The sequence below is a fragment of the Negadavirga shengliensis genome, assembly GCF_042652345.1.
Lineage (GTDB): Bacteria > Bacteroidota > Bacteroidia > Cytophagales > Cyclobacteriaceae > Negadavirga > Negadavirga shengliensis.
Genome location: NZ_JBHSJJ010000014.1, coordinates 74,649 through 90,829, shown reverse-complemented (window position 1 = coordinate 90,829; position 16,181 = coordinate 74,649). Strand labels below are relative to the sequence as shown.

General features: G+C 45.1%; 13 protein-coding genes. 10 read left to right on the top strand and 3 right to left on the bottom strand.

What is annotated here, in order from left to right; translation table 11 throughout:
* The first annotated feature begins 15 nt into the window (after positions 1–15).
* On the top strand, positions 16–2,535 hold the full coding sequence (gene priA, locus ACFPFU_RS19855; RefSeq protein WP_377067368.1) for a replication restart helicase PriA: 2,520 nt from the start codon (positions 16–18) through the stop codon (positions 2,533–2,535).
* A gap of 10 nt (positions 2,536–2,545) precedes the next feature.
* Here priA and ACFPFU_RS19850 read toward each other — a convergent pair whose 3' ends face one another.
* Positions 2,546–3,013, bottom strand: coding sequence for a YybH family protein (locus tag ACFPFU_RS19850; protein ID WP_377067366.1), 468 nt, complete (start codon positions 3,011–3,013; stop codon positions 2,546–2,548).
* Between the two features lie 169 nt (positions 3,014–3,182).
* Here ACFPFU_RS19850 and ACFPFU_RS19845 point away from each other — a divergent pair, with 169 nt between their 5' ends.
* The 9 genes from ACFPFU_RS19845 to gndA all read left to right on the top strand — a co-directional run bounded on the left by ACFPFU_RS19845 (position 3,183) and on the right by gndA (position 14,134).
* Positions 3,183–4,193, top strand: a complete 1,011-nt coding sequence (locus ACFPFU_RS19845) for an alpha/beta fold hydrolase (RefSeq protein WP_377067364.1) — start codon at positions 3,183–3,185, stop codon at positions 4,191–4,193.
* A 7-nt stretch (positions 4,194–4,200) separates the two neighbouring features.
* The gene (locus tag ACFPFU_RS19840; protein ID WP_377067362.1) at positions 4,201–5,085 is read left to right on the top strand and encodes an acetoacetate decarboxylase family protein; all 885 of its coding nucleotides are present in this window, start codon (positions 4,201–4,203) and stop codon (positions 5,083–5,085) included.
* Between the two features lie 33 nt (positions 5,086–5,118).
* On the top strand, positions 5,119–5,613 hold the full coding sequence (locus ACFPFU_RS19835; protein WP_377067360.1) for a hypothetical protein: 495 nt from the start codon (positions 5,119–5,121) through the stop codon (positions 5,611–5,613).
* A 1-nt stretch (position 5,614) separates the two neighbouring features.
* Positions 5,615–6,025, top strand: coding sequence for a patatin (locus ACFPFU_RS19830; RefSeq protein WP_377067358.1), 411 nt, complete (start codon positions 5,615–5,617; stop codon positions 6,023–6,025).
* Positions 6,025–6,432 (top strand): DUF4345 family protein, encoded by a 408-nt coding sequence (locus tag ACFPFU_RS19825; protein WP_377067356.1) that lies wholly within the window; start codon positions 6,025–6,027, stop codon positions 6,430–6,432. Before ACFPFU_RS19830 ends, ACFPFU_RS19825 begins: the two co-directional genes overlap by 1 nt.
* Positions 6,419–7,861 carry a patatin-like phospholipase family protein gene (locus ACFPFU_RS19820; RefSeq protein WP_377067354.1) on the top strand — a complete coding sequence of 481 codons (1,443 nt, stop codon included), beginning with the start codon at positions 6,419–6,421 and terminating at the stop codon, positions 7,859–7,861. Before ACFPFU_RS19825 ends, ACFPFU_RS19820 begins: the two co-directional genes overlap by 14 nt.
* Positions 7,851–9,587: a metallophosphoesterase gene (locus tag ACFPFU_RS19815; RefSeq protein ID WP_377067352.1), complete on the top strand. Its 1,737-nt coding sequence runs from the start codon at positions 7,851–7,853 to the stop codon at positions 9,585–9,587. The genes ACFPFU_RS19820 and ACFPFU_RS19815 overlap by 11 nt, the downstream gene beginning before the upstream one ends.
* Complete coding sequence (locus ACFPFU_RS19810) at positions 9,571–11,916, top strand: GMC family oxidoreductase N-terminal domain-containing protein (RefSeq protein WP_377067350.1); 2,346 nt, start codon at positions 9,571–9,573, stop codon at positions 11,914–11,916. The genes ACFPFU_RS19815 and ACFPFU_RS19810 overlap by 17 nt, the downstream gene beginning before the upstream one ends.
* Positions 11,917–12,235: 319 nt before the next feature.
* Complete coding sequence (gene gndA / locus ACFPFU_RS19805; RefSeq protein ID WP_377067348.1) at positions 12,236–14,134, top strand: NADP-dependent phosphogluconate dehydrogenase; 1,899 nt, start codon at positions 12,236–12,238, stop codon at positions 14,132–14,134.
* Positions 14,135–14,185: 51 nt separating this feature from the next.
* Here gndA and ACFPFU_RS19800 read toward each other — a convergent pair whose 3' ends face one another.
* Positions 14,186–15,229 carry an ABC transporter permease gene (locus ACFPFU_RS19800; protein WP_377067346.1) on the bottom strand — a complete coding sequence of 348 codons (1,044 nt, stop codon included), beginning with the start codon at positions 15,227–15,229 and terminating at the stop codon, positions 14,186–14,188.
* Positions 15,192–16,181 (bottom strand): ABC transporter ATP-binding protein, encoded by a 990-nt coding sequence (locus ACFPFU_RS19795; RefSeq protein ID WP_377067344.1) that lies wholly within the window; start codon positions 16,179–16,181, stop codon positions 15,192–15,194. The genes ACFPFU_RS19800 and ACFPFU_RS19795 overlap by 38 nt, the downstream gene beginning before the upstream one ends.

Sequence of the window (16,181 nt, the reverse complement as noted above, 5' to 3'; positions counted from 1 at the left end):
TTAATCAATAGGCTTTTGGAAGATTTATTTGGCCAGACAGCATCTGTAAAAAAAGAATCAAAGAATTTATTTGCTGATGTTATCCTTCCGGTGCCCATACCCAAGTGGTTCACTTACAGGGTGCCTGATGAAATCCAAGATAAAATTGGGATTGGTTTCCGCGTCATTGTGCAGTTTGGCAAGAAAAAAATCCTCACAGGCATCGTGGGAAAGGTGCACCAAAAACCACCGGCGCAATACGTTGCCAAACCCATTATGGATCTCTTGGATGATTTTCCCGTAGTGAATGCCCTTCAGATAAAATTTTGGAACTGGATGGCCGGCTATTATTGCTGCCATATAGGAGAAGTGATGAATGCAGCCCTGCCCAGCGGCCTTAAGCTCAGCACCGAAAGCAAAGTTCAGCTGCATCCTGATTTTGACCTCGAAAACCCAGGAATCCCCATAGATGACCGGGAATGGATCATCCTGGAAGCATTGGAAAAGCGGGATGAACTGAGTGTAGAGGCTTGTGAACATCTTTTGGAATCCAAGTCCACCCATAAAATCATCAAAAGCCTGCTCTTAAAGAGGGCGATATTGGTGTACGAACAACTAAAGGAGAAATATACTCCAAAGATTGAGACAAGGATCCGGCTGAAAAACGCTTATGTAGAGAACAAGGAAGCGTTGGAGAAACTTTTCGAAACCATAGCGGGAAAACCTAAACAGGAAGAGGTACTGCTTAAGTACCTGCAGCAGGTTCCTGTATTTCATCAACCGGAATTGAATGATAAGGGTTTGATAAAAAAATCCGTCACCGAAGGAGGTTGTTCACCGAGCTCACTGCTCACTTTGATAAAAAACGGGGTGTTTGAGGAGTTTAAGGTGACCATTAGCCGTTTTGAAGACCGCATGGTGGACCACGACAGGATGGGCCTTTCCGGTTTTCAGGAAGAAGCACTGGAAGCTGTCAAACGTCAATTTGAATCCAAGCAGACCGTATTGCTGCATGGGATCACCGGAAGCGGTAAAACGGAAATTTATATCCGGCTTATCAGGGAAGTGATGGAAAGCGGCTCCCAAGTGCTGTTGCTGCTTCCTGAAATCGCACTCACTACCCATATGGTAACCAGACTTCAAAGCGTATTTGGCAGCCAGATGGGGGTTTACCATTCCAAATATTCTGATAACGAGCGGGTGGAAGTGTGGCAGGGGGTGCTGAAAGGCAAATACAACTTTGTAGTGGGGGTACGCTCTTCCATTTTTTTACCCTTTGACAGCTTGGGGTTAATCATTGTGGATGAGGAACATGAACCTTCCTACAAGCAATTTGATCCTGCACCACGGTTTCATGCGCGGGATGCTGCTGTCATGTTGGCCTGGCTGCATCAGGCCAATGCGCTGCTTGGAAGCGCCACCCCGGCATTTGAGTCTTTCCACAATGCAGAAAACGGGAAATATGGGTATGTGTTTATTGATCAACGGTACGGGGAAGCGCAGCTTCCCAAATTCCATTTAGCGGATATACTACAGGACAAGAAAAAGAACCTGCTAAAGCTGGATTTTACCAGGTTATTGAGGGAGAAAATCCAGGAGGCGCTCAACCGGCAGGAACAGGTGTTGATTTTTCAAAACCGGCGGGGGTATGCACCCTATATTTCATGTGACGAATGTGGATGGATACCTCAATGTGAGCATTGTGATGTCAGCCTTACTTACCATCAGTTTGGAGAGGAATTGAGGTGTCATTATTGTGGTTTTAAAGACAAAGTGCCGGTCAGTTGTCATGCCTGTGGGAGTCAAAAGCTTTCCAGTGTAGGAACGGGAACGGAGAGGATAGAGGAAAACCTTTCCCTCTTATTTCCCGAAGCCAGAATCGCACGGATGGATTTGGATACCACCCGCTCAAAATATGGCTACCAGCGGCTGTTGGAGGATTTCGGTGCCGGAAATATTGATATATTGGTTGGCACCCAGATGATTACAAAAGGGCTTGATTTTGATAAAGTGACTGTGGTAGGCATAGTGGATGCGGACCGGATCCTTTATTTTCCGGACTTCCGTTCTGGGGAAAGGGCCTTTCAACAGATTACCCAGGTTGCCGGTAGGGCAGGAAGAAGGGACAAAATGGGTCACGTCATCATTCAAACCCGAAAGCCGGATCAGTTGATTTTCAATCAGATTATCAGAGGAAATTACATTGATTTCTATCAGCAGGAAATCGCTGAAAGACAGCGTTTTTTTTATCCCCCCTTTGTTAAAAACATCAAGATAACTGTAAAACACAAGGACAGGTTCGTAGCCGAAAAAACCGCCAAAAATCTTAGGAACCTTTTGATGGACATACAGGTAAAGAAAATAATTTTAGGCCCGGAAAAGGGGCTGGTCGCTAAGATTAAGAACCAATATATCTACGAGCTGTGGGCCAAGCTTGACCGGACCGGGAATGCCCAAACCCTATTCAAGCAGGAACTGGTGGAAAAGACCGTATTTCTGAATTCCCAAAAAGACTTCAAAGGGGCCAGAATAATTGTGGATGTGGACCCTGCTTAACGGGCATATGTCACTCTTCATTGCCGTTCCAGATGTCATGGGTGGTCTTCCAGGAACCGTCCTGCTGTCTTTCCAAAATATTGAGGTATTTGGAGGTGGACCTTATCGGTGCACCACCGTTTTTGGGGTGTAAGGTTACTTTGGCAAACCCCCTTCCATACGCCAGATCACCATCCACCTTAACTTCCTCATAGCCGCTTTCCAATTCGGTATCGTATTCGTCAAAAATACTTTGATAATAGGCCTGCACAGCTTCAGGACCGTTTTGAGTAGGTTTTCCGGGTGCCATCAGGGAGGCATCCTCCGTAAAATGCCTGGCAATTTCTGCTGCATTTCCCTCATTAAAGGCCTTTGCCCGGGCATTGCTCATGGCTTTTATAGCCTGAATATCTTCCTCACGGGTACTATTCGAAGATCCGCATTGGCTAAGTAGTAAGAACAGAATAATAGCTAAAATGATTTGGTTAAAAGCAGTCATAGTCATTGGGTTTCGATGAAAATATATCTCAAAATTAAGGGATTTATATGATAATTGGTATTTGGTAGATTTTGTTTAGTATAGCATCATTTTGTTTGATTATATGGTGGCTTGATTAGTTTTTTATTGTTTTTTATTTGGTTAAATTAACAGAGCGAAAAAGCGTATTATGAAGAGCCGTTTTGATACCATAGAATTTGATGCCTTAGATGGATTCAAGTGCAACCTGAAACATTTTATTTCCCCCAATCCAACCAAAGGTCCCGTGCTCTTGGTACATGGCGCGGGAGTCAGCAGCAACATATTCAATCCCCCTACTCATAAAAACATCATCCATATGCTTTCGGAGGCGGGCTATGATGTTTGGCTTGAAAACTGGAGGGGAAGCATTCTGCTGGAGCCCAACGAATGGGATCTGGACCTTGTGGCAAAAAACGATCACCCGGCGGCGGTACAGAAAGTGGTTGAATTAACGGGGAGTGAGGAAATAAAAGCCATTATCCATTGTCAGGGAAGTACCAGTTTCATGATTTCGGCGGCCATGGGTTTACTGCCCCAAGTGAATTTAATTATCAGCAACGCGGTATCCCTACATCCTGTGGTGCCCCGGTTTTCCGCTTTTAAACTTAATATGTTTTTGCCGTTTGTAGGTAAGTTTTTTAATTACCTCAATCCTCAATGGGGCTTAGATGCCCCGGATTTTAAATCGAAGGTGATCAAAAAAATTGTAAAAGCAACTCATTGGGAAGCGGATACCACAGTGGGTAAGTTGGTGAGTTTTACTTATGGTTCGGGGTTTCCGGCATTGTGGGAATTGGAAAACCTTGATGAGAAAACGATGGACTGGATTCAGTATGAATTTGCCCATGTACCCATCTCTTTTTTCAAACATATCCGTAGCTGTGTTAAACAAGGGGTACTTGTATCATCGGGCAATGGTACCCAGTATGATGCGAATCCGCTAAAAACAGATGCCAGAATTGTGCTTTTTGGAGGTGTGAAGAATAAATGTTTTCTCCCGGAAAGCCAGGAGCGGACTTTTGAATATCTGGAGAACCAGAAACAGGGTTTCCACAAATTATACTTGATGGATGAGTACAGCCATTTGGATATATTTTTTGGGAAAAATGCGCATAAAGATGTGTTTCCATTAATGATTAAAGAATTGGATTTAGGCTAACAGTTCCATGCCACCGAAAAGAATCAAAAAGTATACAGGCAGGTATGCCTTGGTAGACGGTATTCCTTATAAAATGCCTATAAGCGCGAGCAATTCCCCCGCCTTAATGGCAGGGTTTTCCTGTGATTGGGAGAAAGCCAACGCGCTCCTGCCAGGCAATGAAATTCATGCCTTGCGATTGCCAAACGGCAGGGCAGTTTTACTGATAACTGTCATCAATTACCTTGAGACCAGTATCGGTAAATATATCGAATACAGCATTGCCATAGGCTGTACCCACGGCCGTAAACCTGCTCCCCGCTTGCTCAATACGCTGTTTGTAGGACAATACGGTACCGGCCAGTATATTTTGGATCTGCCGGTGAGCACTGAAATTTCCGTAAAAGGAGGTAAGGGGATTTGGGGTATGCCCAAACATATTGCCAGCCTTGATTTTATTGAAAACGAGCATACCGTCAGCAGCCAGTACGAAAAAGACGGACAGTTTGCCTTCCGCATAGAAATCGAGAAACCAACCTCCCCTTCACTGAGAGTGAAGATCGGCGCTACCAATTACTGCAGGTTCAGGAACATGTTGATGGCTTCTTATATCTATTTTCAGACCAAGGCGGGAATCAACCTTTTCGGAAAAGCGAAGGCTAAACTTTATATCGGCGAACATCCGAATGTTTCCTATTTGCGGGATATCGATATTAATTCCGACCCCTTCTTTACCATTTATATGCCCTCTACCAATGGCATTTTGGATGATCATTTTCAGTGCTGGTTCATGACTTACGATGAACCTCCTTCCATCATGCCGGAAGGATTGGAATCGGTCTACCATCTGGGATTAAGCGAAGAATGGCCTGCTCCTCCCACGTATACTGATTATGAAAAATACCGGATTTAACGCTTTTATTATCATTCAATTATCCTTTAACCTATGAGCCCTTTAAAGAAAACTTTGATTGACCTCAATAATGCATACATCTTCTTTTGTGCGTCTGTGTACTTAGGTCTGTTTTGGTCACTGCATTTTTTCTGGTTTCCAAATTATCCCCGCACACTTAATCTTGAAAATTATTATGATGCGATCATCCCTCAAACCGATTTGGCAACCCGTTTTTTCTTTATTACGATCCCCATTATGGCGATAGCCCTGGTGGTGATGCTGGTCACGGAATGGAATACCGGATTGCGTTGGGTACCGCTTGCCTGGATACCGGGTTTGTTGATACCGGTCATTGTGCAGCAGGCATTTATTGAAAAGGTAAATAATCAGTTCAAAGAAGGCGTTTCCGACGAAGCTACATTGCAGCAGCTGCTGGATGAATGGATGCTTTTGAATGACCTGAGGTGGATCATACTGACCCTCATGTGGGGGATAACCATGTATTTCTTTATAGCAAAGTCCAAACCCAGATACCAAAGAACCTGAAATGGGTAAACCGTCCAAAACCATTCAAAGCCAGACGTTCATTGAACTACTCGTCGTGGTGATCTCCATGGTCACGGTATTATCGGGCCTTGTACAGTTGTTTACTCCGGAATTTATTCTGGGGATAGTCGGCAAAGGGGAAGTGTCCCCGGCCATGGCTCATTTTTTTGCTATTATAGGAATGTTTATGGCATTGTTTGGAGGCATGGTACTGCATACATTATACAGTTCCCGTACCAGTAAGGTCATCCTGCTGTGGGCAGCGCTTCAAAAATTTGGGGCATTTCTCGCCGTGACCTTGGGCGTGTTTAACGGATTGTTTTCCATTCTGGCATTGGGAGTGGCTTTGTTTGATTTCTTTTCAGGTTTTGTCATGTTGTATTATATGCAAAAATTGAAACAATGGGAGTGATGGCCAGATTTTTCTTTTTTACCTATTTGGGTCTTGTGGTGCTGGCAGGCGCATGGGGAATGATCGGGTACGTCAATATAGAGTTTAAAATGTTGATGGAACTTGATTTACACAGTCTGGATGAGAGATCCCGTATCAACATGCTCAGTCAATACCGTTTTTTAAGAGGCCTTGAAATGGGTTTCGGCATTTGGGCCCTGACTTTTAGGGATGAAATATTCCATCATCAAAAATGGAATGTGCTGTTTTTGTTTGCCATGGGAATGGGCATTTTTGGAAGAATAAGTTCCTGGTTGTTGGACGGAAGCCCGAATTGGCCCAGCATGTTCTTTTTGTTTTATGAAGCGATTGGATGGTTGATCATATTCGTTCATACCCGAAAAACCCTCTCCCATGCTTATCGGTGAGTCAAATAAAGCTGATACAAGGCGCTCACTGGTTTTGGCCGGTGGGGGCATGAGGGTGGCTTATCAGGCAGGCGTATTAATGGCATTGGAGGAAGCAGGTATGACATTTCATCATGCAGATGGCACCTCTGGAGGGATATTTAACAGTGCCATGTTGGCGTCAGGGCTGGATAGCCGCACGATCGCGCAGAGATGGCGGAAATTGAAGATCAAATACTTCCTGTCCACCCGGCGCGTGGGTGAATACCTGAAGCTCTGGAAAATGGAAGGTATGGGGGACGCGGATAACATCAGGAAGAAGGTCTTTCCCCATTTAGGGATTAAGATGGAATCGGTCCATAAACTTAAAATGCCGGTTACCTTTAACGTGTGCAATTTTACCGAAAAAAGCGTGCAAGCCATCCCTGCACCGGTGGTTACCGAAGACCATCTGATAGCAGGCGTATCCTTGCCTATTTTTATGCCCGCTATCAAAATCAACGGTGACTGGTACATTGATGCGGTGTGGATAAAAGACGCCAACCTGATGGAAGCAGTAAAAAGAGGGGCGGAGGAAATATGGCTTGTATGGGCAATCGGCAACTATCCGTCCTATCTGGGAGGGGCATTGCACCAATACGTACATTCCATTGAGATGAGTGCAAACGGTGCCTTGTGGGAAGAGTTTGAGCAGATAAAGCTTCTGAATCACCTGATATCCCAAGGGGAAGCTGTCTATGGGCAGAAAAAACCCATCAAGTTATTTGTGATCAAGCCCCCTTTCCCACTACCCCTGGATTCCGATCTGTTTTTTAACAGGGTCAGCACCAGGGAGCTCATTAATATGGGCTACGAGCACGCCAAAACCTATCTGCATAATTGCCCCGGGGATGGGGAAGTTATGGACAATCAAGTAACGAAAACCCCGGATACAGGGGATGTGCTTTCATTCAGGGGGACATTTGTCAATCTCATTGAATGGGGAGGAAAAAGCACCAAGTTGCGTTACTACGTTTATTTCCGGTTCGCGGAACATACAGAACAGGAGTATCATTTGGATTTGTTTTCCAGCGTATTTATAGCTAATTTGAAAACTGAATCCCCTGTTTTTTTTCATATTATTCGGAAAAGAAATACCAATGGAAATATTATTTTGGAGGCTGAGGCGGATTTGATCATCACCGGAACAGCTTATAGGTTGAGGGTAGAATGGGTATTAAAAGGGGCTATAAGTTATATGATGGGTTTGGAATTCAAGAAATCCAGCTTTTTGATTTATCCGAAATCCGGCGTGAATCCAAAACCGGTCTGTGAGTGTGTTTTGTATCAGTCATTTTTGGATAGGGTAAAGGCATTGCTTTCAACCCATTTAAGAAGAAGGGATGGAACCAAAGGGGGGTTATTAAAAAAATATGCTATGATGTCAAAATTTATGGATTATGAAGTTTGAGAAAAAACCAATGGTCAATTGGTATGATCCCAAACAATTGGCTTTTACCGGGGTAAAGACAGTACTTTCTAGTCTGTTTGGCAATTTTGCGGACCGAAGGGAAATGCAGGCTGCCTTGGATCAGGAGACCCTGCCGTTTGATTATTCCCATAAAGAAGAAATCTGGGTGGACTATATTTCTGACCTGGGGGATGGCTTTAATCCCACCTATACGCTGGCCCATCTTTTGGCGAAGGACCAACTTGAAATTGAAGGGAAGCCTCTTAAAAGAGGAGATATTTTGGTGATGGGAGGAGATCAGATATATCCTACACCTGAAATGGATGAGTATGAGAACCGCCTGAGAGGACCTTACAACGCCGCTTTTCCAAAAAATGAGGAGGACAAAGGAAGGCCCGACGTCTATGCAATCCCCGGAAACCACGACTGGTATGACGGTCTTACCAATTTTCTGAGGTTATTTACCCAGAAAAGATCCCTGGGCAACTGGCTGACCCGACAGACCAGAAGTTATTTTGCTTTGAAGCTGCCGCATGATTATTGGCTGATTGGAGTTGATATTCAACTCAATGCCGATATCGACTACCCACAAATCTGCTATTTCAAGGAAATCGCGCAAAACCATTTCACCGCATCGTCCAAGATTATCCTATGTACCGCAGAACCTTCGTGGGTCTTCCGGTCTTTTGACCAAGCCAACACCGCCCATGAAAGGTTCAAATTTTTCATAGACAGGGTCTTGTATGGAAAGGATGATGAAGCCTACGAAGAAAAAAACAAAAACATCCAAGTCACCACCATCCTTACGGGGGATCTTCACCATTATGCCCGTTATGAAGAAACTACCAAAAGAAACAGAATATGCCAGTTGATAACCGCAGGTGGAGGAGGCGCATTTTTACACCCAACCCATACGCTTAAAGATGAGATCAGCCCCATTGATGGCCACAGTGCTAAGTTGCAGCAGGTCTTTCCCTCAAAAGCCACTTCGGTGAGGTTGAGTTTTTTGAACCTTTTGTTTCCTTTTTATAGCCTGACCATGTTGGTGTTGTTCGGGATACTTCATCTGTTCACTTCGTGGATACTGCAAACAAAGACATTTGAGGGGGGGACTTTTATGGAAAAGCTTGGATCAATAGAGCTGTTCAATGGAGGGTTTCAACCTTTTCTGGCGGTAATCGCAGAAGGAACAGCGCATAATCCGGGGGCGGTTTTTCTGAATATTATGCTGTTGATAGGCATCGTGATGTTTACCGATGTAAAGTGTGGAAAAAAGAAATGGAATTACCTGGCAGGAGGAATACACGGATTGCTTCACCTGGCAAACTTTTATCTGTTGATCTGGTGGTTTTCCCGGATTAACCTCCATCATTTGGAGCTGCCTGTCAACAATGTTCAACAGGTACTGTTGTTTTCCGCTGAAATGGTAATCATTGGCGGGATCATCAGTGCCGTGATTTTTGGAATATATCTGACTTTTAGTGTTTTGGTTTTAAAAAACCACATCACAGAAGCGGCCTCGTCCTACAGGTGGGAAGGCTATAAAAATTTTCTGAGGCTTCATCTGACCAAAGATGCCCTGACCATCTATCCCATCGGGGTGGACCAGATAGTCACTGACTGGAAAAATGTAGGTACAGAAGAAAACCCCCGGTTTGAAGGGGGGCCTGTAGACTATTCGCTCATAGAAAAACCCATAATTATCAAAAATGAAAAAACTGTCTAAGCCAATAACAGAACTGCAATCCGAGTATGATTTTGTAGTTGTAGGTTCAGGTTACGGGGGCAGCATTGCTGCTTCCAGAATGGCCCGGTGCGGCCAACAGGTATGTTTGCTGGAAAAAGGCAAAGAATTTTTGCCAGGCCAGTTTCCCACCAACCTTAGGCAGGCAGCCGGGGAGATGAATTTTATCAGAGGCAAATCCCCGGGGATCAACCGGAACGGGCTATATGAATTCACCATAGGGAACGGCATCAATGTTTTTAAAGGTTGTGGATTGGGGGGGACCTCCTTGGTGAATGCCAACGTATCCATCAGGCCTGAAGATAGGGTAATGAACGACAGGGCTTGGCCTGAGGCCATTCGGGATGATTTGGAATCCTTTGAAGAGGGCATGAAAAGGGCCTGGGAGATGCTCAAACCCAATCCTTATCCGGAAAACACCAACGGTTATCCCGTTTTGAAGAAAACGGAAGCCATGCGCAGATCAGCCGAATTTATGTCAGAACCTTTCAGGCTACTGGATATCAATGTGACATTTGAGGATAAGCAAAATCATGTAGGCATCAAGCAGGCCAAGTGCACCAATTGTGGGGATTGTGTGACCGGGTGCAATGTAGGGGCAAAAAATACCACTGCCATGAACTACCTTCCTGATGCGTTTAACCATGGAGCGGATATTTTTACAGAGATCCACGTGAGGTATCTGGAGAAGCAAGGGGATTTCTGGCGGGTTTTTTTTCATCCCGTCAATATAGGCAGGGAAAACTTTGATGCACCCTTGATGTTTGTCACGGCCAAAAATGTGATCCTGAGCGCAGGATCTCTAGGCTCTACAGAAATACTGTTGCGTTCGGCGGAACATGGACTGCGGCTTTCCGATAGGTTGGGAAAGAGGTTTACCGGTAATGGAGATGTACTGGGCTTTGGATACAATAATGATGTGCCTATCCACGGCATAGGCCTAGGTAACCGGGGGACGGATCAGGTCGCTAAAGTAGGCCCTTGCATTACCAGTGTGATAGATATGAGGGAAAGGAAACAACTGGATTCCGGGATGACATTGGAGGAAGGTACGGTACCCGGCCCTATCCGGGGCATCATGGCCAAATCCCTGATCACTTTTTCCAGGCTGGTGGGCAAAGACACTGACAGGGGAATAGGAGACTATCTGAGGGAAAAATGGCGGGAACTGAAAAGTCTGGTAATGGGCCCCTACCATGGGGCGGTGGACAATACCCAGATTTACCTGGTGATGACCCATGATGATGGCAATGGGGAAATGGAATTGAATGACGGGAAATTGAGTATCAACTGGCGCGGCGTGGGAAAGCAGGAAATTTTTCATAAGGTAAATGGGGAAATCTTAAGTGCCACCAAAGCATTGGGAGGCACCAAAATTCCCAACCCTACCTGGAACAGATTGATGAATTATGATTTGGTAACCGTACATCCTTTAGGGGGTTGCGGTATGGCTGATGATGCTTCAGAAGGTGTAGTGGACCATAAGGGGCAGGTATTTTCCGAAAAAACAGGCACCGCTTTACACCAGGGGCTTTTCGTCATGGATGGGGCGGTGATCCCCAGACCGGTGGGGACCAATCCCCTGCTGACCATCAGTGCCCTTGCCGAAAGGAGTTGCAAGGTGATCGCGGAGGAAAGAGGGTGGCCACTATCCTATGAGTTTGATCCCCCCAAAATAGAGGATCAGGATACCTCTTTTAAGGGTACGGGTGTCCAGTTTACCGAAACCATGCGTGGCTTTTTTGGATTGGGGGAATTGGAGGACTACGGTGTGGGATTTGAAAAGGGTAAAAAGGAAAAGAGCGAATTTGAATTCACGCTGACCATACAAACCGAGGATATCAATGATTTTGTGAAAGACCCGGATCACCCTGCTAAGATGGTCGGCACCATGCTGGCTCCGGCGATATCCCCCTATCCCATGACCGCTTTGAGAGGACAGTTTAACCTGTTTATCGAAAACCCAGCCGCTCCCGACAGAAAAAAAATGGCATACACAGCCCATTTGAAAAGCAAGGAAGGAACGGATTATTATTTTGAAGGCTTCAAAGATGTGTACAACGACAGGGTGATTGACGTGTGGAAAGATACGACGACACTTTTTATCAACTTGTATGAAGGATACTCTTCAGAGGGCAAGCTTTTAGGGAAAGGTAAGTTGGTGATTCGAATAGCTGACTTGATCCGGCAGTTAAAGACCATCAAAGCGATTCATGCACAGAACAAAAGGGAAGGACTCAAAGCGGTAAGCACCTTTGGTAGGTTTTTTGCCGGCCATGTGTTTGATACCTATTTCAGGTTCGGCTCTTAAATTTACCGTTTCCAACCTATCCGGCAGAAGGACGAAAACCGCTTGCCGGGTATTTTTTCAACGTAATAAAACCCGCATAGCAGGTGACGCTATGGAACGGATTTTACAGGATTTTGGCGTGCGTTTTTGCGGGGGAACCAAGCAAAAACCATGACAAAATCCCTATAGGAATGGAAACCTATATAAAGCAACGTCAAACAGAGGTTAGGATCAGTTTATTTGATACCCAAAACTCTGCTTTGGTTGTTCAAATGGACTGATAGGATACAGGATTTTGGGTGTATACATCAAAATTTGATAATTTTTATTAATTTCGGGCATGATTATAATTGTTTTTGGAGTAACGGGCAGTGGCAAAAGTACTGTGGGGGAATTACTTGCCCGAAGGATGAAAATGCCGTTTTTTGACGGTGATAATTTCCATCCGGAAGCCAATAAAAATAAAATGAATAAAGGGATACCGCTGACGGATGAGGATCGGATTCCATGGCTGGAAAATATTGCGGATAATATCATTAAATGGGACAAAAGCGAAGGGGCCGTGGTGGCCTGTTCTGCCCTGAATGAAAAATACAGGAAAATATTACAGGTGGTACCCGATATACAATGGGTATTGCTGGACGGAGGAAAATCACTGATAGCGGAAAGACTGAACAGCAGGGTCGGGCATTTTATGAACCCCGCGTTGCTAAATTCACAGTTTGATACCTTGGATATCCCCAACTACGGGATTCGTGTATCCATCAGGTCTTCTCCCGAATCAATTGTCAATTTCATTTTTGAACAAATCAATTCATTGGAAACCAAATCTGAATTCGGAATAATCGGCATGGGGGTAATGGGAAAAAGTCTCGCCCTTAATCTCGCGGATAAAAATGTGCAGCTTTCTATATATAACCGGCATGTAGAGGGCAGTGAAGAAGGAATTGCTCAACGGGTTTTGGAGGACAATCCGTCATATGTTAATATAAGGGCATTTGATAATTTCAATAAATTCATCCATTCTCTGTCCTCTCCAAGAAAAATCATGCTGATGATCCCGGCAGGTAATGCTGTGGATATGCAGATTGAACAATTGCTGCCTTTTCTGGAACCGGGTGATGTTTTGATTGACGGAGGAAATTCATTTTATAAGGATACGAACGTAAGGCATAGGCAACTTGAATCCAACGGCATACATTACGTGGGCGCAGGCGTGTCAGGAGGAGAAGAGGGGGCGAGAAGAGGACCTTCAATTATGCCTGGCGGAACAAAAGAGGGCTATGCACTGGTAGCCTCTTATTTTGAGAAAATGGCTGCCAGAGACAAAAACGGCAGGCCCTGCACGGCTTATGTAGGTCCCGAGGGGTCTGGACATTTTATAAAAATGGTCCATAACAGCATAGAATATGGAGAAATGCAGGCCATCACAGAAGTCTATTATTTATTGAGGTATTATCTCGATCTTGATCCAAAAGAAATTGCGTCCATTTTTGAATCCTGGCAGCAAACCGACCTGGGAAGTTATCTTTTGGACATTACTACCGATATTCTTGGAAAGTATGAAGGGGAAGAGCTTTTACTGGATAAAATACTGGATCAGGCCGCCCAAAAAGGAACCGGAGGATGGTCAGTCAATACAGCTTTGGAATATGGTGTCCCTTATGGTGTACTGACAGAGGCAGTGATGGCCAGAAATCTTTCAGCAAAAAAGCCGTTCAGACTCATCGCTTCAGGTTTATATAACCCGGAGCGTTTGACGGGTTTGGAGGACAAGAACAAGTTCATTGACCGCTTGCAGGCTGCCTACCAGGCCTGTAGGATTATCAATCATGATGTGGGTTTTGCCCTGATGCTGGAAGTGTCCGAGAAAAACGGCTGGGGGCTGGACTTCTCGGAAATAGCAAGGATATGGACCAATGGCTGCATCATCCGATCGGTAATGATGGAGGAATTGGCGGATATTTTTAAAGAAAATAGCCGCTTATTGTTTCATCATGAAGCGGTGACGGCGCTTAAAAGTTACCAGCAGGATCTTTCCTATGTGGTAGGCCAGGCATTGCAACATGGGTTTTCTGTTCCTGTCCTTTCCAACGCCATCAATTATTTCCTGGGAGCGATTACGGCCAGTTCCCCGGCCAACCTGATACAGGCCCAAAGGGATTACTTTGGAGCCCACACCTATCAGCGGATGGACGCTGATCCCTCTACATATTTTCATACCCGCTGGTCTGAATAGCTTGGATGAGCGATTTCTTTATATATAATCTTTCTCTCTAAACAGCACGGGCTATCTGGACCGGATTTCCTTTTTCATAAAAGACAAATAAGCCATAGCGAAGCAAATCACAGTGGCTGATATCAGTCCGGTAAGTTGACCCCAAACCAACATGACACTCTGCCCCAATGGAAGGGGACTGGGAATCGTGCCATAAATTTGTTCCGAGGTAAGTGGGCTGAGGCTTCTTATGGACGGGGTAAGCAGGGTGGTGGTGGCATCACTATACAACTGGCTGGGAAGAATCCTAAGGAGGTTTATGACAAATTCCTGGTACCGTATGATTTCTTGGGGTGTGGCCATTTCCGAAGGAGCAGCCACCTTGGCGATCATATTGACAATGATACCGTAAAATACTGTCAAAAACAGCCATACTGCGATGCAGGAGAGGGCAGAAGTGGCCGCCTGTCGGAATCTAACTGAAAAAAAGATGGAAAGGTTCAGCCAAAATGCCACGTAAAAGATGCTTACCAGGATGAACAACATGATGCGTAGAAACTCTTCTACAGTGGGAGCTATACCTATTTTTATAAGTCCAAGGCCCAATACCAAAAAACCGAGGGCAAAGAAAAGGATACTGACTACCAGAAGTGCGGCGGTAAATTTGGCATTGATCCAATGGTCCCTGTAGATGGGTTGGGCCATTATCCTTCCAAGGGTACCCCGGTTTTGTTCCGAGTTAATGGCATCAAAACCCAATCCTATACCCAATAAAGGTCCCAAAAAACTAACAAACACCACAAAAGAAGGAAGCCCACTCCCTGAAGCGGTGAAGAGGTTCAGAAAAAAGAACGCATCATCGGAGTCGGCGGATTTTACGGCCTCGCGGAAGTTCATCAAGCCGGCTATTAAAGAGCCGGCACAGGCGATGATGATAATTGCAGCCAATATTGTCAGTCTCCAACTTCGCACATGATCAGAAATTTCCTTATGAACGATCACCCAGAATGGGTGATGGGTGTTCCATTGACTTGTCCGTAGAGGAGACCATTTCAGTGTTCGTTTATCCCGAACCAGCTCAGATAACGTTTGTTTGGCTTGGCGTATGATTTTCATGTTTCTTTCCTCCTTCAAAATAAAGTTGATAAATATCATCCAGACCATAGGATTTTCTGCTCAGATGGTACAATTCTGCTCCTGCATCTACGATGGTCTGAGCTATGACAGGCGTAATATCCTCAGAGCAGCCGATGTTAATCCACCCTTCTGTCTGCTTATCAATTTTTTCTACAGCTTTCAATTGGAGAAGTGCGGTGTGCAGTCCGTTTTTAGAGAGGGCAGGGGAACCACCTACTTTTACTTGGATCATAAAGTTATGGTTTGAAAAAAGCTGGTTGGATAGCTCTTGGATATTGCCCACGGCTTTAAGTTGTCCACTGACAAATAAGCCTACCCGATCGCATACCTGTTGGACTTGATGAAGGTGATGTGAAGATAGCAAGACGGTCAAACCCTCTTCCCGGCTAAGTTTTTGGATCAGTTCCAATAGTTCCCGGACACCATTAGGATCTATACCCAAGGTGGGCTCATCCAAGATGATAACAACAGGGTTTTTGATCAATACATCTGCTAACCCCAACCGCTGCCGCATCCCTCTGGAGTATTTTCCGGCCTTTTTGTTCGCGTCTTTGCCTAATCCCACCTTTTCCAAGAGTTCAGAGGCTTTCTCCTGTGCGATGGTTCCGTGCATTCCGTTTAGCCGGGCGGTATAAAGCAGATTTTCCATACCTGTCAAATCTTCATAAAACCCTACATCTTCCGGGAGATAGCCCACTTTCCGTTTTACTTCAACCGGATGGGTGGTGGCATTAATGCCACAGACACAGGCTTTTCCGGAACTGGGTTCTGTCAAACCCAACATCATCAGGATGGTGGTGGATTTTCCCGCCCCATTGGGTCCGAGTAGTCCGAAAACCTCCCCTGTTCTGATTTTCAGATTCAGCCGGTCCACGGCTGTATAATCACCGTACTTTTTGGTCAATTCAACTAACTCGATGATGTGATCCAC